Source organism: Micromonospora sp. NPDC000121 (assembly GCF_042899165.1).
Taxonomy (GTDB): Bacteria; Actinomycetota; Actinomycetes; order Mycobacteriales; family Micromonosporaceae; genus Micromonospora.
Window position 1 is genome coordinate 70,874 of record NZ_JBIAZP010000010.1, and the last position, 26,418, is coordinate 97,291.

A 26,418-nucleotide genomic window follows, 5' to 3' on the forward strand; every position below is an offset into this window, starting at 1 on the left:
GACCATGACCACCACCGAAGACGGAGACAGCTCCCGCTACCTGGTGCGCAGCGTCAGCCGCGCGGCCGAGGTGCTGGAGGCGCTGTCCGCCGCCACTCCCGGCGAGGGGCTCAGCGTCACCGACGTCGCCCGCGCCTGCGGCCTGTCCAAGAGCGCCGCGTTCGCCACCCTGCACACCCTGTGCCACCACGGCCTGGCCGCCGACGACGGCGAGGGGATGAACCGGCGCTACCGGCTCGGGATGTCCCTGGCGCGCCTCGGCGTCCGCGCCCAGGAGCAGCTCTCGCTACGCGACATCGCCCGCCCGGTGCTGGCCCAACTGACCCGCGACACCGGGCTCAGCTCCCGCCTGGCCGTCCCCGAGGGATCGCACGCGGTCGTCATCGACCAGGTCAGCAACGGCGAGCGGATCCAGATCGAGCTGCGGATGGGCACCCGCGAGCTGCCGCACTGCACCGGGCTGGGCAAGGCCCTGCTCGCCGAGATGACCCCGCCGCAGGTCGCCGAGCTGATCGGCCGCGTCGGGCTGCCCCGGCGCACCGACCACACCATCTGCGACCTGGACTCCCTGCTGGCCCACCTGGCCGACGTCCGCCGCGCCGGGTACGCCCTCGACGACGAGGAGGACGCCGAGGGGGTGTTCTGCATCGGCAGCGCCCTGCGCGACCACACCGGCGGATGCTGCGGAGCCATCAGCGTGACCGGGCTGAAGCTCGGCCTGCCCAGCTGGCGGTACCAGGAGCTGGGACGACAGGTGCGCCAGGCCGCCGACGCCATCTCCGCCCGGCTCGGCCACGTCCCGGCGGAGCAGACCCCTTGACAGCGGGTTCACCAGCTGTTTAACGTTCCGCCAACGTCGCGGCCCCGCCGCGACCGTCTCGGGCGAACCAGCTGACTCCCGACGTGCCGCAGCCCCGGCACCGGGCGTTCCGGTCAGCAGCTCCGCCGCCTGCGCGCCTCGCGCGTTTGCCCGACCTTCCCCCGTCCTGCGACGCCTCGCGGCGCCCGCAGACCCCCAGCACCGCCGTCCGGCGCCCGCCGGCCGGCGGTACCGCGAAGGTTGAGGCTCTCCATGGGTCTACTTGGCACGTCCGTTCCCACCCCCCACGACCAGGTCCTGCACGTCGACACCGTCGCCGACCTGGCCGACCTCACCCCCGCCTCGCTGACGACCCGCACGCTGGCGCGGGTCGCCGGCTACCACACCCCCGGCGACGGCGGCGGCATGCTGCTGCGCTGGGACCCCACCAGCACCGCCGCCGGCAACGGCGGCACCGTGCACGACCCGTACCCGGGCGGGCGCGGCGACCGGCGCGGCCGGTGGTTGGCCCTGCACGACGGGGTCGGCGACTTCCGGATGTTCGGGATCCTCGGTCGGGACACCCCCGCCGACGCCGCGCTGGACGCGATGGTCGCCGACCCGGCGATCCACCGGGTCGAGGCCCACACCGATCTGCGCTTCGTCAAGCGGCACACCTTCGGCCGCGGCGACATCGAGCTGGACTTCGGCGGGCACACGGTGCACACCGACGGCATCGAGCGCAACACCCACGACAACCCGTTCGGCGCGGTGCTCTACTTCCGGGGCGCGGTGACCGACACGACGATCACCCACACCCTCACCGAGACCGTCCCCGAGCTGACCGACGTGTTCCCGGTGCCCGACTCGGGGCGCTTCACCGTCGGCCAGTGGTGGACCGCCACCAGCAACGCCCTCACCGGCGCCGACGAGCGCGAACTACAGAAGATGGTCCAGGTCACCCAGATCGTCGACGGCACCCACATCCGGGTGGGCTACCTCAACGGCTGGACGCTGGAGCCTGGGCGCACCATCACGTGGCGGCGGGTCGAGCCGGTCCAGCGCGCCCACGTGCGCAACATGGTCTTCCTCGGCCACGTCGCCTTCACCGGCGAGTACCCCGGGTCCGGGCCGGACGACCGCGAGTACAGCGGCTCCCACCCGGTCGCCTACGAGTACGCGGTGCGCTGCGACGTCTCCGGTATCGACGCCACCGGCACCTGGTGGCCGGTGATCATGCGCCGCTGGTGCACCCACTTCACCACCGCCAACTGCACCCTGAAGAACCCGCCGACCGTGATGTACGGCGGCGCCGGCTACCTCACCCAGCAGATCTACTGCCTGTACGGGCACGTCGTCGACTGCCGCAGCTCCAACGCCCGGCACCTCAACGACCTCACCGCCTCGGCGTACTGCACGGTCGAGAACTGCCACGGCGACGGCGACGACGCCGGGGGCAACCCGTTCACCACCCACGGCCAGTACGAACACGACCTCGTCTTCACCGGCAACTCCGGCCTGATGGACATCGCCAACAGCGGTGGCCAGTGGGGCATCAGCGCCAAGCGGATCACCGTCCGCCGGCATGTCTGCTCCTGGTTCGTCGCCGGCACCAAGATCACCGACCTGACCCTGGAGGACGTGCGGGTCATCGCCCGCTCCACCTTCGACCCGGCCGGCACGCTCCAGGTCAACGCCGACGGCGCGCAGCTACGCGGCTGCTCGGCGCGGACGCTGAGCATCGCCCAGCGCTCGGCCCGTTCCCGCCGGCCCACGATCATCGCCGACTGCGACTTCGACCAGCCCGCCGGCACCGTCATCGTGCAGACCCCGGTGAGCAACCCGGTGCACTTCGTCCGGACCACCTTCCGCGGCCTGGACGGCGCGGTCATGCGCGGCGCCGGCCCGGTCCACTTCACCGACTGCACGCTGACCGGGGCGCCGGACGCGGCGCCGCTGCTGATCGGCGCGGCCGAGGTGGTGATACGCGGCGGCACCCTGACCGACACCGGCATCGAGCTGTCCGCCGTCCGCGACCAGCGCCTCGTCGTCGACGGCGGCACGCTGGTCACCGGCACCAACGCCCGCCGGGCGCTGCTCACCCGGGCCGCCGGCACCGGCGCGGTCCGGATCGAGCTGGGCGACTACCGCAGCGCGGCGGCCGACGCGGAGACCGCGCACGTGCGCATCGACACCGGCGTCAACCGGTACCGGGCCGCCGGCGCCCGCTTCTCCGGCGGGCGGCTGACGCTCACCGACGCGGCCTTCGGCGCCGCCTCCACCCTGCTGCACACCGGGTGCGTCGAGGAGGGGGTCGCCCGCGAGCTGCCCGCCGACTCCGCCCGCGTCGCCACCGGCGACAACCTCACCCTCTGATCCCCCCGCACGAGGAGACACCCCCATGGACCGCTCCGAACCGACCTCCCGCCGCACCCTGCTGCGCGCCACCGGCGTCGGCGGGCTCGCCCTCGCCGGTGCCGCCCTCGCCCTCGCCCCCGCCACCGCCGCGTCCGCCGCCCCCGAGCCCGACAGCACGGCCAACCCCCTGGCCCCCGGCCTCGACGCGGTCCTGCACGTCGGCACCGTCGCCGCCCTGCTCGGCCTGAACCCCGACACCCTGCACGACGGCCAGGTCGTGCACGTCGACGGGCACTACGCCGCCGGCGACGGCGGCGCCCGCCTCGTCCGCTGGAACGCGGCCAGCACCGCCGCGGGCAACGGCGGCACCGTGCTCGACCCGCACGGCGACCGGCCCCGCCCCGGCCGCTGGCTCCACCTGCACGACGGCGTCGTCGAGTTCCGGCACTTCGGCATCTTCGACGCGAAGACCCCCGCCGACGCCGCGCTGGACGCCATGGTGGGCGACCCGTCGGTGCACCGCATCGAGGCCCACTCCGACCTGCACTTCGTCAAGCGGCACAGGTTCACCCGCAGCGATCTCGTGCTCGACTTCGGCGGGCACACCATGTCCACCGACGGGATCGAGGACGCCGGCCGCGACGACCCGTTCGCCGCCGTGCTGTTCTTCCGCGGCAAGGTCACCGACGAGGTGCGCACCCACACCCTGACCGAGACGGTCCGGGAGGGCTGGGACTCGTTCCAGGTCGCCGACTCCGGCGCGTTCGCCGTCGGCCAGTGGTACGCCGTCGAGGTCAACCAGCTCGCCGGCCGCTGGGAGAAGGAGCTGCAGAAACTCGTCCAGGTCACCCAGATCGTCGACGGCACCCACATCCGGGTCAACTACAAGAACGGCTGGGAGCTGGCCCCCGGGCGCACCCTCACCTGGACCCGGGTCGAGCCGGTCAGCCGGGTGCACGTGCGCAACCTGGTGTTCACCGGCAACGGCGCCGACCAGTTCACCGGCTCCCACCCGATCGCCTACGAGTACGCCGTGCACTGCGACGTCGCCGACGTCGACGCCACCGGCTCGTTCTGGCCGGTCATCATGCGCCGCTGGTGCACGTACTTCCACACCACCCGGTGCACCCTGACGAACCCCACCTCGGTCACCTGGGGCGGCGCGGGCTACCTGACCCAACAGATCTACTGCCTGTACGGGCACGTCGAGGACTGCCGCACCTCCAACGCCCGGCACCTCAACGACTGGACCGCCTCGGCGTACTGCTACGTCACCAACTGTCACGGCGACGGCGACGACCAGGGCCCGTTCGTCACCCACGGCCAGTACGAGCACGACCTCGTCTACACCGGCAACTCCGGGCTGATGACCTTCGCCAACTCCGGCGCGGCCTGGGGCTCGGCGGCCAAGCGCATCACCGTACGCAAGCACGTCTGCTCCTGGTTCGTGGCCCGGGTGAAGGTCACCGACCTGACCCTCGAGGACGTGCAGGTCATCCGCAAGGCCGGGCTGGCCGGCTCCGGGATGATGTGGGTCAACGCCGACGGCGTGCAACTGCGCGGCTGCTCCGCCGACGACACGCTGATCATCTCCCAGCAGTCCACCCGGTCGCAGCGGCCGAACGTCATCGAGGGCTGCTCCTTCACCCTCGCCACCCCCGGTACCGACGTGGTGCAGGCCAGCGTCACCACCCCCGTGCACCTGGTGCGCACCACGATCCGCGGGGTCAACGGCCACACCTTCAGCGGCACCGGGCGGCTGCACCTGACCGACGTGACGTTCGTCGGCGCCCCCGACGCCGCGCCGGTCACCGTGAAGTCCGCCGACCTGCGCCTGTCCGGCGGCACGTTCACCGACACCGGCATCCGCCTCGCCGGCGCCGCCGACCAGCGGATCAGCGTCGGCGGCGGGGCGCTGTTCAGCGGGACGAACGCGGCGAAGGCGCTGCTGTCCCGCGCCGCGGCCACCGGCGTCGTGCGGTGGGAACTGGGCGGCTACCGCAGCAACACCGGCGACGCCGGCACCGCCCACGTCAGCGTCGACGCCGGCACCAACCGGTACTCCGCCGTCGGGACGCAGTTCACCGGCGGGAAGCTGCGGCTGGCCGACGCCGGCTTCGGCGAGGGGTCGTACCTGCACCACACCGCGTGCGTCGAGGAGGGCGTGGCCCGGGAACTGCCCGCCGCGTCGCCCCGGGTGCGCGACACCGGAAACCTGACGGTCTGACGCCGGCGACAACAAGCGAGAAGAGAGCGAGGAGCAGGTGGAACAGCAGGACCGGCCGGTGCGGGTGGCGCTGGTGGGCGCCGGGAACCGGGGACAGACGTACGCCCGGTGGGTGGCCGCCAACCCCGCACGTGCGCGGCTCGTCGCGGTCGCCGACCCGCGCCCCCACCAGCGGGGGCTGATCACCGCCGCCCACCCCGGCGCGGCGGAGTACGCCGACTGGCGGGACCTGCTGGCGGCGGACGTGCCGGCCGACGCGGTCGTCGTGGCCACCCAGGACCGGATGCACGTGGAGCCGGCCGTCGCGTTCGCCAAGGCGGGCCGGCACCTGCTGGTGGAGAAGCCGCTCGCGCCGACGGCGGAGCAGTGCCGGGAGATCGTCGACGCGGTCCGCGCCACCGGGGTGCTGTTCGCCGTCTGCCACGTGCTGCGCTACACCCCCTACACCGACCTGGTGAAGCGGGTGGTGGACAGCGGGGTGCTGGGCGAGATCGTCAGCGTCCAGCACCTCGAACCGGTCGGCTGGTGGCACTACGCCCACTCCTACGTGCGCGGCCCGTGGCGGCGGGAGGACCTGGCCACCCCGATGCTGCTGGCCAAGTCCAGCCACGACCTGGACTGGCTCGGCTACGTCACCGGCCGGCGCATCGAACGCGTCGCCAGCTTCGGCGGGCTGCGCCACTTCCGGCCCGACCAGGCCCCGGCCGGCGCCGCGCAGCGGTGCCTGGACTGCCCGGTCGAGCCGGACTGCCCGTACTCGGCGCCGAAGCTGTACCTGCCGGTGCTGCGCCAGCACGGACCGATCTGGCCGGTCAGCGTGGTCACCGACGGCACCGACGAGGCCGCGCTGGTCGACGCGCTGCGCACCGGCCCGTACGGGCGCTGCGTCTACGGCGGCGACAACGACGTCGTCGACCACCAGGTCGTGGCGATGGAGCTGACCGGCGGGGCCACCGCCACCTTCACCATGGCCGCCTTCACCGAACAGACCCACCGCCAGACCCAACTGTTCGGCACCCACGGCTCGCTCTCCGGCGACGGCGAGCGGGTCCGGGTGCACGACTTCCGCACCGACCGGATCGAGGTCCTCGACGCCGGCACGGTCGGCGGGTCCACCGCCGCCGACGACCACGGCGGCGGGGACACCGGACTGATGGACGCCTTCGTCCGCGCCGTCGCCACCGGCGACGGCCGGCACATCCGGTCCGGACTGGACGAGACCCTCGCCAGCCACCTCGCGGTCTTCGCCGCCGAGGCGGCCCGGCACACCGGCACGGTCGTCACCGTGCCCGCGCAGTGAACCACTCAGAGAGGAACGGACAGATGCGAGTTCGCAGGTTCGCGCCGGTCGCGGTCGCCGCGCTGGCGGCCGGGCTGCTCACCGCGTGCGGCGGGTCCGACGCCGGCGGCGACAAGCAGACCGTCACCATGTGGATCTACCCGGTGATCCCCGACGAGGCCACCCACCGGGGCTTCTGGGACAAGCAGGTCGCCGCGTTCGAGGCCGACCACCCGGACGTCGACGTGAAGGTCGAGATCTTCCCGTGGGCCAAGCGGGAGGAGTCGCTGACCACCGCGATCGCCGGCGGCAAGGGCCCCGACGTGGTCTACCTGATCCCCGACCAGCTCGGAAAGTTCGGCAAGATGATCGAGCCGGTCGACGAGTACCTGCCGGCCGACGCGAAGGCCGACTACCTGGACAACCTCCGCGAGGCGGTCACCCAGGACGGCAAGATGCTCGGCGCACCCATCCTGACCAGCGCCAACCCGCTGATGTGCAACGCGAAGGTGTTCACCGCCGCCGGCGTCACCGAGTACCCGCAGACGTGGGCGGACCTGCTCGCCCTCGCGCCGACGTTCAAGGCCAAGGGCTTCGACGTGACCAACTACTACGCCGACCCGAGCGCCACCCTGAACCAGTCCTTCTACCCGCTGCTGTGGCAGGCCGGCGGGGACGTGTTCGGCGCCGACGGCAAGTCGGTGGCGTTCGACGGCCCCGAGGGCGTCAAGGCGCTGACCTTCCTCAAGCAGCTCGTCGACGGCGGCTACGTGGAGAAGGAGCTGATCACCAGCATCCCCACCTTCGAGCAGACCAACGTCGCCAAGAACAAGGTGGCCTGCACCTGGCAGCACGTCCCGGCCGACGTCGAGGCGTTCTGGGGCAAGGAGAACATCAAGATCTTCCCGCCGCTGACCGACGTCAAGAGCGTCGGCTACGGCGCGGTGGGCAGCCTGTCGATCCTCAAGGGCAGCAAGGCCAAGAAGGCCGCCGGTGAGTGGATCACCTTCGCCACCCAGCCGTCCGTGGCCACCGCGTACGACACGGCGGGCGGCTACTTCTCCACGAAGAAGTCCGCCGGCTCGCTCTACTCCCAGGACCCCGTCAACGGGGCGGTGGAGAAGACCCTGCCCAGCATGACCGTCGGCTCGCTGAACGAGAAGAGCCGCGAGGTGATGGGCGTGCTCGGCCCCGAGATCCAGGCCGCGCTGATCGGCAAGAAGACCCCCGAGCAGGCCCTCGCCGACGCGGCCAAGGCCGCCGACGCGCTGCTCTGACCCCCACCGGCCCGCCGTCGCCGCGTCGCGGCGGCGGGCCGGGCACCACCCGAACCGGCCACGTCGGCCGGTCCGTACCCGCGAAGAGGATGGCGAGATGGCCGTACCTGCTCAGCTGCCGGCCCGCAGGGCCCGGCGGGTGATCGCCCGGCGCGAGGCACGATGGGGTCTGCTCTTCGTCCTCCCCGCGTTCCTGCTGTTCCTAACGTTCCGCTTCGGCCCGGCCATCGCCGGGCTGGTGCTCGGCTTCATGGAGTACACGATCGGCGGCGACGCCGAGTGGACCGGGCTGGACAACGCCCGCCACCTGGTCGACGACCCGGTGTTCTGGCAGTCGCTGCGGGTCACCGTCGCCTACACCCTGCTGTACGTGCCGCTGACCGTGGCCGTGTCGGTCGGGCTGGCGCTGCTGGTCCGGCGCGGCTTCCGCGGCGTCGGCTTCTTCCGGTCGGTGTTCTTCCTGCCCGTGGTCACCAGCCTGGTCCTGGTCGCCACCGTCTTCTCCTGGGTGTTCTCCTCCGCCGGCCCGTGGTCGCGGATCATGGGCTGGCTCGGCCTGCCCGACGATTCGTGGCTGGCCTCCAGCGCGCTGGTGGTGCCGGCGCTGGCGCTGGTCGGCGTGTGGTCGCACTTCGGCTACGGCATGCTGATCGTGCTGGCCCGGCTCCAGGACCTGCCCCGCGAGCAGGAGGAGGCGGCGCTCACCGACGGCGCTGGCCCGTGGCAGCGGTTCCGCTGGATCGTGCTGCCCCAGCTCAAGCCCGTCCTGTTCTTCCTGCTGGTGATCGAGACCACCGCCTCCTTCCAGGTCTTCGACCTCGTGTACGCGATGACCGGCGGCGGCCCGGCCCGCGCCAGCTACACCCTCGTCATGGCCCTGTACGACCAGGGCTTCAAGTACTTCGACCTCGGCTACGCCAGCGCGATCGGGGTGGCCCTGTTCGCGATGACCCTGGTCGTCGCCCTGGTCCAGCGGCTGGCCATCGGGAGAGACAAGTGACCGCCACGAGCACCGCCCCCACGCCCGCGCCCACCGTGCCAGCCCCGCCGACAACGCGGCGGCGCCGGTCGTACCGGGCGTTGCAGCCCGGACCCGCCGGCACCGCCCTGCGGTACGTGCTGCTCGCCGTCGCCAGCGTGGTCACCCTGTTCCCGTTCTACGCGATGGTCGTGTTGAGCCTGAAGCCGACCGCGGCCGTCGAGTTCCCCGGCAGCCTGCTGCCCTGGCCGATCGACCTCGACGCGTACGCCACCGTGCTCGACTCGCGGGACATCCTGCGGTGGCTGCTGAACACCACGATCTACTCGGTGGTCAGCGTCGTCGCCGTGCTGCTGCTCGCCGCGATGGCCGGGTACGCGTTCGCGAAGAAGCGCTTCCCCGGCCGCGAGACCATGTTCTGGTCGTTCCTGGCGATGGTGATGGTGCCCTACCACGTCACCCTCATCCCGACCTTCATCCTGATCGCGAAGGTCGGCGGGGTGGACACCTACTGGGGGCTGATCCTGCCGACGCTCGCGAACGCGCAGGCGGTCTTCCTGATGCGGCAGTTCATCCAGGGCCTGCCCGACGAACTGTTCGAGGCGGCGCGCATCGACGGCGCCTCGGAGTGGCGGATGTTCGTGCGGATCGTGCTGCCGCTGTGCAAGCCGATCCTGGCCACCCTCGGCGTGTTCGTCTTCCTGTGGCACTGGAACGACCTGCTCTGGCCGCTGATCATCGGGCAGAGCGGGGACATGCGCACGCTCACCGTCGGCATCGCCTCCCTCCAGCAGGAGAACGTGCCGCTCAACGTCATGCTCGCCGGCTCGGTCGTCGCGTTCGTGCCGATCTTCGCCGCCTACCTCGTCGGCCAGCGGTACTTCACCGAGGGCGTCACGATGTCCGGAATCAAGGGGTGAGAAGACCCGTGTTCAACAGTGAGTCCGAGTTGGAGGCCCGGCTGACCCGGCCGTCGGCGGCGCTCGTCGCCGACCTGGCCGGCGACTCCGGCGACCTGGTGGTGCTCGGCGCCGGGGGCAAGATGGGCCCGTCGCTGTGCCGGCTGGCCCGCCGGGGGCTCGACGCCGCCGGCCGCACCACCGACCGGGTGTACGCGGTGTCGCGCTGGTCGGACCGGGCGGCAGCCGACGCGCTGGCCGCCGACGGGGTGGAGCCGGTGGCGTTCGACCTGCTGGGCGACGGCGACCTGGGCGGCCTGCCCGACGCCGCCGACGTCATCTTCATGGTGGGCGCGAAGTTCGGCACCGCCACCGCCCCCTACCTGGCCTGGATGGTCAACGCGGTGCTGCCCGCCGCGGTGGCCCGCCGCTACCCGGCCGCCCGGATCGCCGCGTTCTCCACCGGCAACGTCTACCCGATGGTGCCGGTGGCCTCCGGCGGCTGCGTGGAGACCGACCCGACCGGCCCGGTCGGCGACTACGCGATGAGCTGCCTCGGCCGCGAGCAGGTCTTCGCGCACGCCGCCGCCACCCGGGGCACCCCCGTCGCCGTGCTCCGGCTCAACTACGCCGTCGACCTGCGCTACGGGGTGCTCGCCGACATCGGGCAGGCGGTGCTGGCCGGCGACCCGGTCGACGTCACCACCGGCCACGTCAACGTGGTCTGGCAGGGCTACGCCAACGAGGTCGCCCTGCGGGCGCTGCGGCACGCCAGCGCCGACGTGTGCACCCTGAACCTGACCGGCCCGGAGACCGCGCCGGTGCGCCGGATCGCCGCCCGGCTCGGCGCGCGCCTGGGCAGGCCGGTGACGTACGCCGGCACCGAGGCGCCCACGGCGCTGCTCAACGACGCCAGCCGCTGCCACGCGCTGTTCGGCTACCCGGACGTTCCGCTGGGCACCCTGGTCGACTGGCAGGCCGACTGGCTGGCCGCCGGCCTGCCGACCTCCGGCAAGCCCACCAAGTTCGCCGTCCGCGACGGGAGGTTCTGACCGTGTCCCTGGAGCTGCTGCGCGAAGGCACCGTCATCCCGGCGCACCCGCTGGCGCTGACCGCCGACCGTCGCCTCGACGAGCGGCGGCAGCGGGCGCTGACCCGCTACTACCTGGCCGCCGGGGCGGGCGGGCTCGCCGTCGGCGTGCACACCACCCAGTTCGCCGTCCGGGAGGCCGGGCTGCTGCGGCCGGTGCTCGCCCTGGCCGCCGAGACCGTCGACGCCGAGGCCGGCCGGCCGGTGGTGAAGGTCGCCGGGGCGTGCGGCCCCACCGCCCAGGCCGTCGCGGAGGCCGAGCTGGCGGCCGGGCTGGGCTACGACGCCGTGCTGCTGTCCCCCGTCGTGCCGGGCGCCGACGAGGCGTACCTGCTCCAGCGGGCGCGCGCGGTCGGCGAGGTGCTGCCGGTGATCGGCTTCTACCTCCAGCCGGCGATCGGCGGCCCGCGCCTGTCCCCGGCGTTCTGGCGGGCGTTCGCCGACCTGCCGTCGGTGGTCGCGGTGAAGCTGGCCCCGTTCGACCGGTACCGCACCCTGGAGGCGGTACGCGGAATCGCCGCCGCCGACCGGGGCGCGGAGGTGGCCCTGTACACCGGCAACGACGACCACATCCTCGGCGACCTGCTCGGCGAGTTCGCCGGCCGGCGGTTCGTCGGCGGGCTGCTCGGCCAGTGGGCGGTGTGGACCCGCGCGGCGGTGGCGATGTTCGACCGGGTGCGGGCGGCCCGCTCGGGCGACGCGGCGGCGCTGGCGGAGCTGACCGCCCGCGCGGCGGCGCTCACGGACGCGAACGCCGCGGTGTTCGACGCCGCCAACGACTTCGCCGGCTGCATCGCCGGGGTGCACGAGGTGCTGCGCCGGCAGGGGCTGCTCGACGGGGTGTGGTGCCTCGACCCGGCCGAGGGGCTGTCGCCCGGCCAGGCCGAGGAGCTGACCCGGGTGACCACCGCCTACCCGTGGCTGACGGACGACGACTTCGTCGCGGAGCGTCGCGATGACTGGCTCCGGTGAGCCGCCCGGGGCCGGCAGGCCCGGTCCGCTGGGCGGCCGGCCCGTGACCACGCTCCCCGGCGGGTACCGTCCGGTCACCGTGGTGTCCGTACCGGCCACCCTGCGCGCCCAGTTCTTCCCCGACCGGGTCGGCGACCGGCTGGCCGCCGTCACCGACGCCACGCTGGTCGACGACCACGCGGCACTCACCCGCACCGACCTGGCGCCGCTGCTGGCCCGGGCCGAGGTGCTGGTGACCTCCTGGAGCGTTCCCCGGCTCGACGCGGCCCTGCTGGACCGCGCCCCCGCGCTCCGGCTGATCGCGCACACCGGCGCGTCGGTCAAGCCGTTCGTGACCCCCGAGGTGTTCGCCCGCGGCATCACGGTCACCCAGGCGGGGCAGGGCATGGCCCGCTCGGTGGCCGAGGTCGCGCTCGCGTTCACCCTGGCCCTGCTGCACCAGACGCCCCGCTTCGACCACGCCCTGCACGGCGGCACGAGCTGGAGCCGGGCGGAACAGGCGCCACCCCGGCACGAGATCCTCGGCTGCCCGGTCGGCGTCGTCGGCGCGTCCCGCACCGGGCGGGCGTACCTGGAGCTGGTCCGGACCCTGGGGGCGGAGGTCAGCGTGTACGACCCGACCCTGACCGCGACGGACGCCGCCGCGCTCGGCGTCCGGCTGGTCGGCCTGGACGAGCTGCTCGCCGGAAGCCGGATCGTCGCGCTGCACGCGCCGACCCTGCCGGAGACCCGGCACCTGCTCGGTGCCCGCGAGCTGGCGCTGCTGCCCGACGGCGCCGGGCTGGTCAACACCGCCCGGTCCTGGCTGGTCGACGAGGCGGCGCTGGTCGCGGAGCTGTCCCGCGGCCGGATCGACGCCGCGCTGGACGTCTTCGACGAGGAGCCGCTGCCCACCGGCCACCCGCTGCGGGCGCTACCCAACGTGCTGCTCACCCCGCACCAGGCCGCCGGGACCGTGCAGGGTCGCCGACGGCAGGGCGAGATCGTCGTCGACGAGATCATCCGGCATGTGACCGGTCGGTCCCTCGCCCACGCGGTGACGCCCGAGCTGCTGGCCCGCACGGGCTGACCCGGCGTCCCGCCACCCCACCCGTACGTGATCGAGCGGGCCCCGCCCGCGGCCCCGCCGTCCACCAGAGAGGAAATCATGAAGTTCATGCGGATCGGCCCGGTCGGCGCCGAGCGGCCGGTGCTGTTCGACGGCGCCAGCCACTTCGACCTGAGCGGGATCACCGCCGACATCGACGCGGCGTTCCTCGCCGCGGACCCCGTCGAGCGCGTCCGAGCGGCGGGGCCGCTGCCGCCGCTCGACGTCACCGGGGAGCGGATCGGCGCCCCGATCGCCCGGCCCGGGGCGGTGCTCTGCATCGGGCAGAACTACAGCGCGCACGCCGCCGAGTCCGGAGTCGCCCCGCCGGACGAGCCGATCCTGTTCCACAAGTCGCCGAACACCGTGGTGGGCCCGTACGACCAGGTGCTGGTGCCGCGGGGCTCCACGAGGACGGACTGGGAGGTGGAGCTGGCCGTGGTCATCGGCAGACGCGCCCGCTACCTGGACTCCCCGGCCGAGGCGCTCGCCCACGTGGCCGGGTACGCGGTCACCAACGACGTGTCCGAACGGGACTACCAGTTCGCGGACCCCGGCGGCCAGTGGTCCAAGGGCAAGTCGTGCGAGACCTTCAACCCGCTCGGCCCGTGGCTGGTCACGCCGGACGAGGTGGGCGACCCGCAGGCGCTGCGGCTGCGTTCGTGGGTCAACGGCGAGCCTCGGCAGGACTCCCGCACCGCCGACATGATCTTCGACGTTGCCTATCTGATCTGGCACCTGTCCCAGTTCACCGTGCTGGAACCGGGCGACGTCCTCAACACCGGCACCCCGCAGGGGGTGGCGCTGTCCGGCCGGTTCCCCTACCTGGCGGCCGGCGACGTGATGGAGGTGGCGATCGACGGGCTCGGCCGGCAGCGCAACGTGCTCGCGCCGGCGTGACCGCCCCCGTCGAGTTCCGTCCGGCCACGCCGGCGGACGTGCCGTCCCTCCACGCCACGTGGGCCGAGGCGTTCACCAGCGCGCACGTGACCCGGCTCTACGCCCACGACCGCGACCGCTTCCGGCGCACCTTCGTCGCGGTGGAGGCCGGAGCGGTCGTCGCCGCCGTCTACTACCTGCCCCGCCGGGTACGCGACGCCGCCGGCGGCGTCGACCTGGTCGGCGGCGTCGCCAACGTCGCCACCCGGGTCCAGGCACGCGGTCGAGGTCACATCCGCCGCCTGCTCGACCTGGCCGTCGCGGCGATGGCCGCGGACGGCTGCGCCTGGTCGTTGCTGTTCACCGACACACCGGGCGTCTACCGGAGCAGCGGCTACGACACGTTCGCCCTGCGCCACCCGAGCGGTCGACCGGCGGCGGGCGGCCCCCTGCCGCCGGACTGGACCGTGCGCGCGGAGTCCCCGGTGGACTGGGCGGAACTCGCCCCGGTGCACGAGTCGTTCAACGCCCACCGGCCACTGAGCACCGTGCGGAACGCCGACGACTGGCGGCTCCGGGTGCCGGTCTGGTACGCCCCACCCACCCAGATACTGGTGGCCCGGCACCACGGCCGGACGGCGGGTTACCTGGCCGCGCAATGGGCCCCCGGGCGCGTCCGGGTACTCGAGGTCGCCACCTCGCCCGACCGGCCGGACGCCCTGCGCGTCCTGTTCAGCGCCGTCGCCCGCACCGCCGCCGAGCGCGACGTACGGCACTGCGCGGCCCGACTGCCGGCCGACCCGGCGATCGAGGCGGCGCTGCCGTGTCTCCTGACCGATCCGGTGACGGAGACCGACACCACCGGCATGGTCCGGCCGATCCACGCGGCGCCCGACCACCTGGCCGCGATCACCGGGGCGCCCGGCGCCTTCCACTGGCCGGCCGACTACTTCTGAACACCGGACGAGCCGCACCCCGCCGGCGACGGTGACAGGGGCAGCCCGCGCCACACACCAGGGAGGTTCGATGGACGTCGCGGAACAGGTCACCCCGCCGGTCGCCGGGCACGGCGAAGGGCCGGTGTGGTGCCCCGCCGACCAGCGGCTGCGCTGGGTCGACATGCTGGCCGGGGACGTCCTGGCGCTGGACCCGGTCACCGGGGCGGTCACCCGCCGGCACGTCGCCCAGGTGGTCGCGGCCCTGCGCCCGCGAGCCGGCGGTGGCCTCGTCGCCGCCGTCGAGCGGGGCTTCGCACTACTCGGGGACGACTCGGTGGAGCTGCTGCCCGAGCTCTGGTCGGACCCGTCGATCCGGATGAACGACGGCGGATGCGACCCGCTCGGACGCTTCTACTGCGGTTCGATGGCGTACGACGCCGCGCCGGGTCGGGCCGCGCTGCACCGGCTCAGCCCGGGCGGCACCGTCGAGACCGTGCTCACCGGGCTCACCGTCTCCAACGGACTGGCCTGGACCCGGGACGGCGGGACCGCCTGGTACGTCGACTCGGCCACCCACCGGATAGACGCCTTCGCCTTCGACCTGGCCACCGGCGAGCTGCGCGACCGACGGCCGGTGGTGGCGGTGCCGCCCGACGTGGGCACGCCGGACGGGCTCTGCCTCGACGTCGAGGGCGGTGTCTGGGTCGCCCTGTGGGACGGGGGCGCCATCCACCGGTACGCCCCGGACGGCCGCCTCACCGCGGTCGTGGAGCTGCCGGTTCGGCGTCCCACCGCATGCGCGTTCGGCGGCCCCGACCACGCCGACCTCTACGTCACCACCTCCCGCCAGGGCCTGCCGGCCGACGACCGTTCCCCGGCCGGGTCACTGTTCCGGATCCGACCCGAGGTGCCGGGATTCCCCGACCACACCTTCGCCGGCTGACCGCGCCGGGGAAGGTGCACGGATCTGGCGGCGGCCGGCGCGGCGTCGCAGCCACGATTCGCGGCGGATCGGCGCAGCTACCCGCCCACCCCACCGGACCCCGTGACAGCTCGCCCGGCCCCGGCCGCGCGCACCAACGCCACGACGTCGTCGAGGGTGTCCAGGGGGCGGCCGGGGCCGTTCAGCTCCACCTCGACGCCGTACTCCAGCTCGATCGCGTCGACCAGGCGCAGCAGGCCGAGGGAGTCCACGCCGAGGGCGACCATCGACCCGCCGGCCAGCACGTCGGCCGCCGCGACCTCCCCGGCCGTGGCCTCGCTCACCAGCTCGGCGATCCGCTCGCGCAGGTCGGTGCCAGCCATGTCAGAACTCCTTTGCGGACTGCCGGACGATCTCGGCGATCTCGGCGATGGTCGGGGTCTCGAAGAAGTCGTCCAGCGGCACCTCGACTCCGAGCCGCTGCTGGATCCGGCCGCTGATCCGGGTGATGGTCAGCGAGTGCCCGCCCAGGTCGAACAGGTCCTCGTGCACCCCGATGTCGGGGACGCGCAGCACCTCCTGCCAGATCTGGCGCAGCTGCTCCACGACCGGGTCGTCGCCGGTTCCGTCGGCGGCGGTCCCGCCCGGGGCCACCCCGACCGGGGCCCGGGGCGCCGGGGCGGGCAGTGCGGCCCGGTCGACCTTCCCGTTCGGGCTCAGGGGCAGTTGGTCGAGCATCACGTAGTCGGTGGGCAGCACGGCCTGCGGCAGGCTGAGCGCCAGGTGCTGTCGCAGCTCCGCCGGCTGCGCGGCCGCCCCGGCGCGGGCCACCACGTACGCGACGAGGCGCGGCTCGTCCGCGTCGTGCCGCAGCGCGGTGGCCGCCGCCGCCACGGCCGGGTGATCGAGGAGCCGGGCGTCGATCTCCCCCAGCTCCACCCGGTGCCCACGGATCTTGACCTGGTCGTCGAGGCGGCCGAGGAACTCGATCCGCCGGTCGGGCAGCCACCGGCAGCGGTCGCCGGTGCGGTAGAGCCGCTCGCCGGCCCGCCCGAACGGGTCCGGCACGAACCGCTCGGCGGTGAGGTCGTCCTGCCCGAGATATCCGGCGGCCAGCCCGGCGCCGGCCAGGTACAGCTCGCCGGGCAACCCGAGCGGCACCGGTCGGCGGGCCTCGTCCAGGACGTATGCCCGCACGTTCGGCAGCGGCCGACCGATGGTGACCTCGTCGGCGCCGGCGGGGATCTCCGCCATGGTCGCGTAGACGGTCGCCTCCGTCGGCCCGTACCCGTTGACCAGGCGGGCGGTGCGGGCCCGCAGGTCCCGCGCGAGGGCGACCGGTAGCGCCTCCCCGCCGGCGACCGCGACCAACGGCGCCGGCGTGCCCCCGGCGTGCGGGGCCGGCGCGCCGAGACCGGCGTCCAGCAGCACCCGCCAGCCGGACGGGGTGGCCTGGGCGTGGGTCACGCCGGTCTCGCGGACCAGCCGCAGCACACCCGCACCGTCCAGCGCGCCGACGGCCGAGGCGACGACGACCCGGCCGCCGGTGACCAGCGGCAGGAACACCTCCACGGTGGAGATGTCGAACGACAGCGACGTCAGGTGCAGCCACCGGTCCTGTGGCCCGCTGCCCAGCAGGTCGCGGACGCCCAGCAGCAGGTTCGCCAGCGCGCCGTGCCGCACCGCGACGCCCTTGGGCCGGCCGGTCGACCCGGAGGTGTAGAGCACGTACGCGAGGTCGTCGGCGTCCGGCGGCCCGTCGGCGGGCCCGGCCGGGACCGGGCCGTCGAGCAGGTCGGTCCCGTCGAGGGCGAGGGTGGGCCGGCCCGTCTCGACGGCGGGGCCCGTCACGACCAGCGCCGGGGCGGCGTCGGCGAGGATCGCCTCCCGCCGGGCCGGCGGGTTGCCCGGGTCGACCGGCAGGTAGGCGGCGCGGCAACGCAGCACCGCCAGCACGGTCACCACCGCCTGCCAGGAGCGGTCCAGCACGACGGCCACCAGCGTGCCGGGGCCGACCCCGCGCCCGCGCAGCAGCGCGGCGAGCCGGAGGACGGCGGCGTCGAGCTGGGCGTAGGTCAGCGTCCGGTCGCCGTCGACGAGGGCCGGCGCGTCCGGCTCGGCGGCGACCCGGGCGGCGAACAGCGCCGGCACCGTCACGGCGGGGTACGCCCGGATGGTGTCGTTGACGGCGCGGGTGACCTGGTCGAGTTCGTCGGCGGGCAGCAGCGGCAGGTCCGCCACCGGGCGGTCGGGTTCGGCGACCACGGCGGCGAGCATGGTGCGCAGGTGCCCGCCGATCCGGCGTACGGAGGCGGTGTCGATGGCCGCCGGGCTGTGCTGGAGGCTCACCGTGACGCCCGTCGGGGTGTCGACGATCTGCACGTGCAGGGCGTTGCGGGCGGCGCCGCAGAACAGGGTCCACTCGACCTCGCTGGCCACCCCGGGGAACGCCGGTTCCGCGCCGCGCCGCCGGTAGGCGACGCTGACCGGGGTCAGGGCCGGGGCGGGCCGCAACCCGGACACGGCATGGGCCAGCGGCACGGCGCGGTGCCGGTACACCTCGCGCAGCCGGGCCCGGACGGCGAGGGCGTGGTCGCGGAACGTGCCCCGCGCCGGGGCGGCCGCGACGGGCAGCTCGTTGACGAACAGCCCGACCTGGTCGGCCTGGTCCGGGGTGCGGGTGGACAGGGCCACCCCGACCGGCGTGCCCTGGTTGCCGTAGCGCTCAAGCAGGGCATGCAGCACGGCGAACAGCAGCTCGAAGCGGGTCACCCCGATCGACCGGGCGGCCCGGTCGACGCCCTCGACCAGGCCGGGGGGCAGGTCCAGGGGCACGGCCTCGCCGGGCTCGGCGGCGGTGGGCAGCCGGCGCAGGCCGGGCAGGACGACGTCACCGGGGCCGGACCAGTGCCGCGCCCAGTGGTCTCGGGCGGCGGGCAGGTCGGCCGCGACGCGTTGCTGCTCGGCGGCCGCGAGGCCGGCGTACCCGTCGGCGTGGGGTGACGGCGCGGCCGGGACGCCGGCGCGGGCGGCGGCGTAGGCGGCGGCCAGGTCGCGCACGAGGACATCCTTGGACGTGCCGTCGAAGGCCAGGTGGTGCGCGGTGACGAGAAGCAGGTGGCTGCCGTCGGCAGCGGTCAGCAGGGTGAACCGGGCGAGCGGGCCGGTGCCCAGGTCGTGCGGGCGGGCGATCTCCTCGGTGACGCGGGCGTCGGTCCACTCGCCGACCGCGACCGTCGGGCGCGTGTCCGCGGGGGCCAGGTGGGGGATGCCCTCGTCGTCGGTGACGACGCGGGCGGCCAGGACCGGGTGCCGTTCGGTCACCGCGGCGCACGCCGCGACGAGGGCTCGACGGTCGAGTTCGGCGGCGAACCGTACGCCCACCGCCATGTGGTACGCCGTGCCGGCGACGCCGGCCTGCTCGGTGAACCAGACGGCGTGCTGCGCGGAGGTGGCCTCGGCGGTACCCACATGTGCTCCCATGGTCGTGCTGGTGGTCAGTTGTCGAAGAGGTCGGTGAGCTGCCGCTTGAGCACCTTGCCGCCCTCGTTGCGGGGCAGCCGGTCCAGCAGCAGGAGCCGGGAAGGCAGCTGGTAGTCGGCCAGCCGGTCGGCGAGGAAACCGCGCAGCACCGGCAGGGACAGCCCGTCCGGGCCGGCCGGTGGGCGGGGCACGACGGCGGCGGCCACGGCCGAGCCGAGCACCGGGTGCGGAACGCCGAGGACGGCCGCCTCGGCGACCAGGGGATGCTCGTGCAGGGCGGCCTCGACCTCGATGGTGGAGACCTTGAACGCGCCGGTCTTCACGACGTCCTGGTGCCGGTCGGTGAGGTACAGGTAGCCGTCGGCGTCGATCCGGCCGACGTCGCCCATCCGCACCCACCCGTCGCGGAAGGTGGCCCGGTTGGCCGCCTCGTCCCGGTAGTACGCGCGGGGGTGGGGGGCGCGCAGCCACACGTCGCCGGTGGCCCCGGCGGGCAGCGGGTTCCCGTCGGCGTCGGCGACCATCAACTGCCCACCGACCGGCCGCCCGACCGCGTCCCGGCGCGACGGGTCGTAGATCATCGTGGTCTGGGCCGGGGCCGCCTCGGTGGAGGTGTAGTAGTTGACGATCGTGGCCTGCGGGAACGCCTCGGCCAGCCGGGCCGCGACCGCCGGGGCGAGCGGGGCGGCGGTGGAGCCGATGAGCTGCACGCCGCCGGTGTCCCGCCCGCGCAGCGCCCCGGAGTCGAGCAGCTCGACGGCGATCGACGGGACGACGAACACCGTCCCGGTGCCGGGCGTCTCGACCAGCCGGGCGAACCGGGCCGGGGTGAAGCGGGGCAGGGTGAGCGCGGTGGCCTTCGCGGTGAGCGCGTTGACCAGCATGGTCTGCCCGGCGTTGGTGCCGATGGCGAACGCGTGCAGGAACCGCTGCGAGTGGGCCAGCGCCAGCCGGCGCGGGTGGGTCGGCGCGCCCACGGTGAGGTTGGCGTGGCTGGCGGCCACTCCCTTCGGGCGGCCCGTGGTGCCCGAGGTGTAGAGGATCTGGGCGAGGTCGCCCGGGCGGGGGCCGTCGGGGTCGGGGCCCGTGCCGGGACCGGCGAGCAGGTCACCGACCGTCCAGGTCGACACGCCGGGTGGTACCGGCGGGGCGGGGGTGTCGTCGCCGTGCAGGACGGCGGTGGCCGCGCAGTGGGTCAGCGCGTACCCGAGTTGCCCGGCGGCGAGCCGGTCGGACAGCGGCACGGCGACGCCGCCGGCCCGCAGGACCCCGCAGTACGCCACGGCGAACCGGGTCCAGTCGCGGGCGCCGAACAGCAGGCCGACCCGGTCGCCCTGGCGCAGGCCCCGGTGCCGCAGCGCGGCGGCCACGGCGGTCGCGCCGGCGGACCACTGGGCGAAGGTCAGCGTCGCCACGCCGTGCACCTCGACCGCGATCTGGTCGGGGTGCAGGCCGGTGCGCCAGTTGAGCAGCTCGGGCACGGTACGGAAGAGGCTCCGTCCGGTCGTCGTCGCGGCGGTCATCTCAGGCGGCCCTCCGTCCGGTCGTGGCGGGTTCCCGGCGGTCCTGGACACCGGTGACCCGCGCGCGGCGCTCCTCGATGCCGACCAGGTCGTCCGGCGGCGCGTCGGGCACCTCGTCGTCGAACCGGGCGAGGGCCGGCGTGAGCAGCGACACCAGCGCCGTCAGCGCGATGCAGACCCCGAACAGCACGTACAGCAGGCCGTGGCCGCGGCCCGGACCGACGCCGATCACGACGCCGACCGTGGCGGCCAGCGCGCCGTCGGGCAGCAGCATCGGCTCGGCGACCCGGGCGGCGAACGGGGCGACGACGCCCCAGCCCAGCGGCAGGGTGGACTGCGCGACCATCTGGTTGAGCGCGAAGACCCGGCCGTGGACGCGCGCCGGCACCTTGGTCTGAATGATCGTGTTGTAGACGCCGTTGACGATGCCGAGCGCCAGGTACATGCCGAACGCGCCCGCGCCGACGAGCAGCAGGTTCGGTCGCAGCCCGGTCAGCACGGCGGCCACCGCGATGCCGCAGGTGCCCAGCAGCACCGCCCGCATCCGGCGCCGGCGGGGGCCGCCCCAGACCAGCATCACCAGGCCGCCGACGGCCGCGCCGACCCCGCCGGCGAGCGCGACCCGGGCCACCTCGTCCAGGTCGGCGAAGCCGAGCACGAGTGGGGAGAGCAGGAACAGCACCGGGAACAGGAAGAAGTTCAGCGCCGCGAAGAACGCCAGCATGGCGCGGAACTCCCGGCGGCGCAGCGAGTACCGGAAGCCGGCGACGATCTCGGCGCCGAGGCCCTCGCGCCGTCGCAGCGCCAGGGTGCGCGGGAACCGTACGGCCGCCAGGACACCGATCGCGAACAGGTACGACGCCACGTCGATGAGCAGGATGCCGCGCAGCCCGACAGCCTGCAGCAGGGCCACGGCGAGCAGCGGCACCGTGAACTGGGTGAGGCCGACGGCCGTCTGGGTGAGACCGTTGGCGTGGCCGAGGTAGCGCTTGGGCACCAGTTGCGGCACCGCCGAGACGAACGCGAGGCGCTGGAACGCCAGCGCCACCGACAGCCAGGCCGTCAGCGGGTAGAAGTGCCACACCTCGGCCCGGTCGGCCAGCACGAGCCCGGCCATCACCGCGTTGGCGCCGCCGGCGGCGACGTTCGCCAGCAGCAGGACGCGCCGCCTGCTGGTCCGGTCGACCAGCGCCCCGGCCAGCGGGGCGACGAGCAGGCCGGGCAGCAGACCGAGCACGGCGAAGAGGGCAAACCGGGCGAGCGATCCGGTCTCGGTGTAGATCCACAGAGGGATCGCGAAGGTGGTCAGCGCGGTGCCCAGGCCGGAGACGACCTGGCCGGTGGCGACAAGGCCGAAGCGGCGCATGCTGGGCGGCGGCGCGGTGTCCGCCGGGGTGTCCGCGCCCGGTGGCGGGGGGCCGGCGGGTCGGTGGGAGACGGCGGCGAGCTGCCAGGCGGGCCGAGCGGCGTCCGGATCGTCCGGCGCGTCGAGGCGCCGGCGCACGTCGGTGACGATCTCCGGACCGGCCGGCGCGGGTGGCGGCACGTCGAGGCGCCGGTGCACGCCGGTGACGATCTCCGCCAGCTCGGCGGCCCGGTACTTGAGGAAGTAGTGCCCGCCCTCGTCCACCACCACCAGGGCGGTGCGGTCGGCGAGGAAGTGCCACTCCCGGTACCGCTCCTCGTGGTAGTCGGTGCTGCGGTCGCGTTCGCCCACCACCGAGATGACGGGCGCGCGCAGCGGGGTGACCCGCTGGCGCATCAGGTCGGTGAAGTAGTCCTCGGAGACCTCGGCGTCGTGGCGCATCGCCCGGACCAGGAACCGGACCTCGTCGGGCGCGAGCGACCCGACGGCGGTGCCCTGCGCCTGCAACCAGGTGCGGTAGATCCGGTCGCTGCGCAGGCGTTCGGCCAGCCGCAACCGCAGCAGCGGGCCGAGCGGCCCGCCGGCCGGCCGGGCGAACGGGAAGACCGCGCCGAGGTACACCGCCAGCAGGTCCCGGCCGGCGGCCTCCAGCCGGCGGGCGACCTCCACGGCCAGCGCGCCGCCGGGGCCGCAGTGTCCGTAGATGATCAGTGGGCCCTCCACCCGGGCCAGGATCTCCGCGACGACATCGGCGGCGACGTCGGCGACGGGCGCGGGCTCGTCGGCAAGGCCGATGTCGTGCCCGGGCACGGCCACCGACAGCAGCCGGTACCCGGCCGGCAGCGCGTCGGCCAGCGGTTGGTACACCACGGCGCTGCCACCGCCGTACGGGACGCAGACCAGGGTGGCGACCCGGTCGGCGGCCGGCACCGGCGGGGTCAGCTCGTGCAGCAGCCCGGCGGGGCCGGCTCCGGCTCCGGCGACGAGCGCCGCCAGCTCGCGTACGGTGCGGTGGCGGAAGAGGTCCATCACGCTGACCGCCGGCGCCTCGGCGCCCACGACGGCGGGCAGCTCCCGGCGCAGCCGCGCCACCACCTGGGTGGCCAGCAGCGAGTGCCCGCCCAGGTCGAAGAAGTCGTCGGTGGCGCCAACCTCCGCCACCCCCAGCACGGCCCGCCAGATGCCGGCCACCAGCGTCTCCACCGGCCCGGCCGGCGCCACCCGCTCCCCGTCCGGCGGTGCGTCGGTCGGCTCGGGCAGGGCCCGCCGGTCCACCTTGCCGTGCTCCTGCAGCGGCAGCCGGTCCAGGACCATCCAGCGGGTCGGCACCATGTGCTCGGGCAGCCGGTCGGCCAGGCGGCGACGCAGGCGCGCGGGGTCCGGCCCGTCCGCGTCGGGCGTCGGCTCCAGATAGGCCACCAGCCGGTCCTCGCGCAGCAGCACCGCCGCCTGCCGTACGCCGGGACAGTCCCGCAGGGTGGCTTCGATCTCCCCCAGCTCGACCCGGTAGCCGCGGATCTTCACCTGGTGGTCGCGGCGGCCGAGGAACACCAGTTGCCCGTCGGCGTTCCAGCGGCCCAGGTCGCCGGTGCGGTAGAGGCGGGCGCCCGGGGGTCCGTACGGGTCGGGCACGAACCGCTCGGCGGTGAGGCCGGGCCGGTTCAGGTAGCCCCGCGCGAGCCGGTCGCCGCCAAGGTACAGCTCGCCGGGCACCCCGACCGGCACCGGGCGCATCCGCTCGTCGAGCACGTACACGCGGGCGTGCGGCAGGGGCCGGCCGATCGGCACCGGGCCGGTGCGCGGGCCGTCGGCGACCACCTCGTGGGTGGCCACGCCGACGGTGGCCTCGGTGGGGCCGTAGTGGTTGAACACCCGGGCCGGGCCGGCGGTGGCGAGCGGCCCGATGCGCTCCAGGTCGGACGCCTCGCCGCCGAGGATCAGCGCGCGGGCGGGCAGCAGCTCGGCCGGCTCGGCGTCGGCGGTGAGCGCGGCCAGGTGCGACGGAGTGATCTTGAGGTAGTCGATGTGTCCGGCGCGCAGCCGCTCGGCCAGTTCGGCGCCGGTGCAGCGGCGGGGCAGCAGGTGCACCGCGCCGCCGGTGGCCAGCGCCAGGTAGAAGAGGGTGACGCTGAAGTCGAACGACATCGACTGCAGCAGCCCGTACCGGGCGGCCGGGACGACCGCGAACCGGTCGGCCACCCCGTCGAGGTAGCGCAGCACCTCCCGGTGCGCGACGGCGACGCCCTTCGGCGTGCCCGTGGAGCCGGAGGTGTAGATGACGTACGCGAGGTTCCCGCCGGTCGCCCCGGTCTGCGGTGGGGTGTCGGGCGCCGCGGCGACCTCGACGGCGATCTCGTCGAGGCAGGCGGCCGGGACCTCGGCGGGCAGCCGGTCCCGCAGGTCCGCGCTGGTGAGCACCACCGTCGGACGGGCGTCGGCGAGCATCAGGGCCAGCCGGGCGGCAGGCTGCTCCGGGTCCAGCGGCAGGTACGCGCCGCCGGCGCGGAGCACCCCGAGCAGCGTCGCGGCCAGGTCGACGGACTGCTCCAGCAGGACCCCGACCAGCCGGTCCGGGCCGACGCCGCGGGCGCGCAGCACGTGGGCCAGCCGGTTCGCCCGCTGGTCCAGCTCCCGGTAGGTGAGCGTGTCCGGCCCGCAGACCACGGCCGGCGCGTCGGGCGTGGCGGTGACGAAGGGGGTGACGAGGTCGGCCAGGGTGGCCGCCGGGCCGGTGACGCCGGCGCCGGCGGCCGGGTGGTCAGGGCGTGCCTGGTCCGCGCCGGCGTCGCCGCGCTCGGGCCGGGCGAGGGCGAGCACCCGGTCCCGCTCGGCGGGGCCGAGCAGGTCCAGGTCGACGACGGGCAGGTCCGGCCGGGTGACCGCGGCGCGCAACAGCGTCTCGAAGCTGCCGGCCAGCCGGCGTACGGTGGCGGTGTCGAACAGGTCGGTGTTGTGGACGACCATGCAGCGCAGGCCGTCGGGGGTCTCGCCGACGTAGAGCGACAGGTCGAAGCGGGCGGTGGTGGCGTCGGTGCCGACGCCCTCCGCGCGCAGGCCGGCGGGCCAGGGGTCGCCGCCGCGGGCGTAGTTCTGCAGGGTGAACAGCACCTGGAACACCGGGGCGCGGCTGACGTCGCGGGCGACGTTGAGCTCCTTGACCAGTCGTTCGAACGGAATCTCCTGGTGGGCCAGGGCCCGGACCACGGTGGTGCGGGTGCGCCGCAGCAGGGCCGCGAAGCTGGGCTCGGTGGCCGGGGCGTCGGCGGTCGCGGCGACCGGCGAGAGGTCGGCGCGCAGGGCGAGGGTGTTGACGAAGAGACCGACGAGGTTCTCCAGCTCCGGCACCACCCGGCCGGCGACCGGGGATCCGATCGCGAAGTCCCGCTGCCCGCTGTACCGGAACAGCACCGCCTGGAGGCCGGTGAGCAGGGTCATATAGAGGGTGGCGCGATGGGCGCGGCTGAGCCGGCGCAGGCCGTCGGTGAGGTCGGCGTCGAGCGCGAAGCGGTACGTGGCACCGGCGTACGACTGCACGGCCGGCCGGGGCCGGTCGGTGGGCAGCTCCAGCGCAGGCACGCCGGTCAGCGCGCGGGTCCAGTACGCGAAGCCGTCGCCGGTGGCCGGCCCGTCGAGGCGGTCCCGCTGCCAGGCGGCGTAGTCGACGTAGTCGACGGCCGGGGCCTGGGGCGGGGCGCCACCGTCGCGCAGCGCGGCGTAGGTGGCGGCGATCTCGCCGAGGAGCAGGTCCAGTGACCAGCCGTCGCTGACGATGTGGTGCATCGCGAGGTGCACGAGGTGCTCCTCGTCGCCGAGCCGGACGACCAGGACACGCAGCAGCGGGGCGTGGCCGAGGTCGAAGGGGGTGGCGACGGAGGCGTCCACCAGCGCGCGGGCGGCGGCCTCCGATGGTGCGGCGGTGACGGTGACCGGCACCCGCACCTGCGGGAGCACGTGCACGACGGGTTCGCCGTCGGCGTTCTCGACGAACCGCATGCGCAGGCTGTCGTGCCGGCCGGCGGTGGCGTCGAGCGCGGCGCGCAGGAGGTCGACGTCCAGCGGCCCGCGCAGCCGGGTGGTCGAGTAGACGACGTACGCCGCGGTGCCGGGGGTGAGCTGTTCGGTGAACCAGATCCGTTCCTGCCCGAACGACAGGCGGGGGTCTGCGGGGGGACGGGTGGCGGCCGGCGCGAGGACGGGGCTCCGCGACGGTACGTCAACGTTGGTCACGCGTGCCTTCTCGGTGCGGTGACGGACGGGAGCCAGTAGTGTGCACGCCGCAACCAACCGGATGGATCGGCTGATCGGTCCACTGTGGACAAGATGATCGAGGCGATCCGGAC

General features: G+C 74.5%; 17 protein-coding genes. 13 read left to right on the forward strand and 4 right to left on the reverse strand.

The features are described from left to right. Positions 1 to 4: 4 nt before the first annotated feature. The 13 genes from ACFY23_RS24840 to ACFY23_RS24900 all read left to right on the forward strand — a co-directional run bounded on the left by ACFY23_RS24840 (position 5) and on the right by ACFY23_RS24900 (position 15,727). A complete protein-coding gene (locus tag ACFY23_RS24840; RefSeq protein WP_350677016.1) occupies positions 5 to 820 on the forward strand; it encodes an IclR family transcriptional regulator in 816 nt (271 codons plus the stop codon). Positions 821 to 1,072: 252 nt separating this feature from the next. Next, positions 1,073 to 3,175, forward strand: a complete 2,103-nt coding sequence (locus tag ACFY23_RS24845) for a hypothetical protein (RefSeq protein WP_350677015.1) — start codon at positions 1,073 to 1,075, stop codon at positions 3,173 to 3,175. Between the two features lie 25 nt (positions 3,176 to 3,200). Beyond that, positions 3,201 to 5,384 (forward strand): hypothetical protein, encoded by a 2,184-nt coding sequence (locus ACFY23_RS24850; protein ID WP_350677013.1) that lies wholly within the window; start codon positions 3,201 to 3,203, stop codon positions 5,382 to 5,384. A 37-nt stretch (positions 5,385 to 5,421) separates the two neighbouring features. Further along, positions 5,422 to 6,684 (forward strand): Gfo/Idh/MocA family oxidoreductase, encoded by a 1,263-nt coding sequence (locus ACFY23_RS24855; RefSeq protein ID WP_350677010.1) that lies wholly within the window; start codon positions 5,422 to 5,424, stop codon positions 6,682 to 6,684. 23 nt (positions 6,685 to 6,707) lie between these two features. Further along, positions 6,708 to 7,940: a sugar ABC transporter substrate-binding protein gene (locus ACFY23_RS24860; RefSeq protein ID WP_350677007.1), complete on the forward strand. Its 1,233-nt coding sequence runs from the start codon at positions 6,708 to 6,710 to the stop codon at positions 7,938 to 7,940. A gap of 97 nt (positions 7,941 to 8,037) precedes the next feature. Further along, positions 8,038 to 8,940: a sugar ABC transporter permease gene (locus ACFY23_RS24865; protein ID WP_350677005.1), complete on the forward strand. Its 903-nt coding sequence runs from the start codon at positions 8,038 to 8,040 to the stop codon at positions 8,938 to 8,940. Further along, positions 8,937 to 9,839 (forward strand): carbohydrate ABC transporter permease, encoded by a 903-nt coding sequence (locus tag ACFY23_RS24870; RefSeq protein WP_350677002.1) that lies wholly within the window; start codon positions 8,937 to 8,939, stop codon positions 9,837 to 9,839. The genes ACFY23_RS24865 and ACFY23_RS24870 overlap by 4 nt, the downstream gene beginning before the upstream one ends. Positions 9,840 to 9,847: 8 nt before the next feature. Beyond that, a complete protein-coding gene (locus ACFY23_RS24875) occupies positions 9,848 to 10,870 on the forward strand; it encodes an NAD-dependent epimerase/dehydratase family protein (RefSeq protein WP_350677000.1) in 1,023 nt (340 codons plus the stop codon). 2 nt (positions 10,871 to 10,872) lie between these two features. After that, positions 10,873 to 11,880, forward strand: a complete 1,008-nt coding sequence (locus tag ACFY23_RS24880) for a dihydrodipicolinate synthase family protein (protein ID WP_350676998.1) — start codon at positions 10,873 to 10,875, stop codon at positions 11,878 to 11,880. After that, positions 11,864 to 12,949 carry a hydroxyacid dehydrogenase gene (locus tag ACFY23_RS24885; protein ID WP_350676996.1) on the forward strand — a complete coding sequence of 362 codons (1,086 nt, stop codon included), beginning with the start codon at positions 11,864 to 11,866 and terminating at the stop codon, positions 12,947 to 12,949. Before ACFY23_RS24880 ends, ACFY23_RS24885 begins: the two co-directional genes overlap by 17 nt. Before the next feature lie 78 nt (positions 12,950 to 13,027). Next, positions 13,028 to 13,867 (forward strand): fumarylacetoacetate hydrolase family protein, encoded by an 840-nt coding sequence (locus tag ACFY23_RS24890; RefSeq protein WP_350676994.1) that lies wholly within the window; start codon positions 13,028 to 13,030, stop codon positions 13,865 to 13,867. Continuing rightward, positions 13,864 to 14,802, forward strand: a complete 939-nt coding sequence (locus ACFY23_RS24895) for a GNAT family N-acetyltransferase (protein WP_350676992.1) — start codon at positions 13,864 to 13,866, stop codon at positions 14,800 to 14,802. The genes ACFY23_RS24890 and ACFY23_RS24895 overlap by 4 nt, the downstream gene beginning before the upstream one ends. A gap of 70 nt (positions 14,803 to 14,872) precedes the next feature. Further along, the gene (locus ACFY23_RS24900) at positions 14,873 to 15,727 is read left to right on the forward strand and encodes an SMP-30/gluconolactonase/LRE family protein (RefSeq protein WP_350676989.1); all 855 of its coding nucleotides are present in this window, start codon (positions 14,873 to 14,875) and stop codon (positions 15,725 to 15,727) included. A gap of 77 nt (positions 15,728 to 15,804) precedes the next feature. Here ACFY23_RS24900 and ACFY23_RS24905 read toward each other — a convergent pair whose 3' ends face one another. The 4 genes from ACFY23_RS24905 to ACFY23_RS24920 are packed head-to-tail and all read right to left on the reverse strand — an operon-like array spanning position 15,805 to position 26,305. Further along, the gene (locus ACFY23_RS24905; RefSeq protein ID WP_350676987.1) at positions 15,805 to 16,089 is read right to left on the reverse strand and encodes an acyl carrier protein; all 285 of its coding nucleotides are present in this window, start codon (positions 16,087 to 16,089) and stop codon (positions 15,805 to 15,807) included. A gap of 1 nt (position 16,090) precedes the next feature. Continuing rightward, a complete protein-coding gene (locus ACFY23_RS24910) occupies positions 16,091 to 19,177 on the reverse strand; it encodes an amino acid adenylation domain-containing protein (RefSeq protein ID WP_350676984.1) in 3,087 nt (1,028 codons plus the stop codon). A 26-nt stretch (positions 19,178 to 19,203) separates the two neighbouring features. Next, a complete protein-coding gene (locus ACFY23_RS24915) occupies positions 19,204 to 20,712 on the reverse strand; it encodes an AMP-binding protein (protein WP_350676982.1) in 1,509 nt (502 codons plus the stop codon). Between the two features lies 1 nt (position 20,713). Next, positions 20,714 to 26,305, reverse strand: coding sequence for an amino acid adenylation domain-containing protein (locus ACFY23_RS24920; protein WP_350819263.1), 5,592 nt, complete (start codon positions 26,303 to 26,305; stop codon positions 20,714 to 20,716). Positions 26,306 to 26,418: the final 113 nt, after the last annotated feature.